The organism is Exiguobacterium sp. s28, assembly GCF_018618135.1.
Taxonomy (GTDB): domain Bacteria; phylum Bacillota; class Bacilli; order Exiguobacteriales; family Exiguobacteriaceae; genus Exiguobacterium; species Exiguobacterium mexicanum_A.
The window spans coordinates 1-1686 of record NZ_JACSLL010000031.1 but is presented as its reverse complement, the minus strand read 5'-3'; the positions used below and the strand labels follow the sequence as shown (position 1 = coordinate 1686).

General features: G+C 52.1%; 1 protein-coding gene. It reads right to left on the bottom strand.

Annotation, left to right across the window (positions count from 1 at the left end):
- Window positions 1–46: 46 nt before the first annotated feature.
- A protein-coding gene (locus KNP78_RS15510) for an IS3 family transposase (protein ID WP_214797540.1) occupies window positions 47–1617 on the bottom strand; the annotation gives its coding sequence in 2 pieces (ribosomal slippage) (window positions 47–978 and window positions 978–1617; 1572 coding nt in all).
- Window positions 1618–1686 lie beyond the last annotated feature (69 nt).

Here is a 1686-nt window from a genome sequence, read left to right as displayed (position 1 = left end):
TGAACTGCTCCCCGTCAAGTAGACAGGGCAAATAATGAAAACTAGCCTAGGCGGCTTGAGCCCTGTATTCGACAGGGCTCAAGCCGTTTAGTCGTTTCTGGAGACGATCATGGTTATAGAACGATATGTAGGCCTCGATGGCCGATGTGAGTTCGCTATAGGCCTGGAACTCACGCAAGTAGTACATCTCGACTTTCAAGGTGCCCCAAAAACTCTCGATCGGGGCGTTGTCGAGACAACGTCCGATCCGGGACATGCTGTGGGTCAGCCCCGCGTCTTCTACCATGCGTTTGAACCCTCTCGAGGTATATTGGAACCCTCGGTCACTATGGATCATCGGACGTGCTCCTGTACGGAGCCCCGCGATGGCCGGCATCATCGTATGGAAGACGAGCCCGTTGTTGTTGGACTTTCCGATACGATAGGCGACGATCGAGCCGTCATACAGGTCGATGATCGCGCTCAGATAAGCCTTCTTCCCGGCACCATATTTGAACTCGGTGACGTCGGTACACCATTTCTCGTCCGATCGGGACGCACCGAATTCTCGGTTCATCAGGTTCTCGGCCACATGTTGTGGTGACGATTTTTTGTACCGATTTCGTTTCTGGCGGATGACCGAACGGATCTCGTGGATGCGCATGAGACGATAGATGCGCTTCTCGTTGTATGCCGGCAGGCCATGCTGGCGTCGTCTGCGGTTGACCGTCATGGTGATCCGTCGATAGCCGTAGGTCCCGTTCACCTGGTCGTATAGGAGACGGATGTCCTCTAGTAGGCTCAAGTTCTCTTCCTCACGTACCGAGACGGTACGCTTCAACCATTTATAATAGGCGGCCCGTGAGACCTGCGCGACCTCACAAAGGAGCACGACCGAGAATGTGTCGGTTGTCGACAGTTCCTCGATGGCCGTGTACCGCAGCTGTAGCCGGATTTGGCTGATCAACCTCTCCTCTCGATCTCCTCTAACTTTTTTAGGAACAGGTTCTCGGCCCGCAGGCGCTCGTTCTCCCGCTCGATCTGTTGGATGCGACGTTCGAGCTTCTCCTCGTTGGTCAGTTCCTCTTCTTGCTTCGTCCGTCCACGCCGGTCCTCGAGCCCATGCACGCCGTCGGCGTCATATTTTTTCGTCCAGCCATAGACCTGCTGGTAAGACACAGCGAATAGCTCGGCTGTCCGTTGATAGTTCCGCTCGTTCTCCAGGCAATATCTGACGATCTCGATCCGTTCCTCGAATGTGGTCTTTCTTCCTTTGGCCATAGCTCGATCCATCCCTTTTCTCGAATCTGTTAACTCGCTATGACCAGTATACTTCTTAATCCATCTGTAAAGAACAGACCAACTACTGATGTGATGCTTGGAGAGGGTTTCCATTTTAGTGAGACCGTCGAGATAGTCACGCACGGCCGCGATTTTCTGATCCCTCGTGTAAAGTCTTTGTGTCCTCGATTCATTCAACGCGTCAATTCCACCGGTATCGAATTTGGCTTTCCATACCCGGAGGGTATCCCAAGAGACGTCATGGGCCTCCATGATTTCCTTCCAACTATATATTTCTTCTTCCATCATGCGCACCGCACCCAATTTTTGTTCGATAGAATGCCGACTTCTCGCCATAAAAAAACACTCCCCAATCAGATAAACAGATTTGTTATTTCATCTGTCTACCTATTGGGGAGCATATCA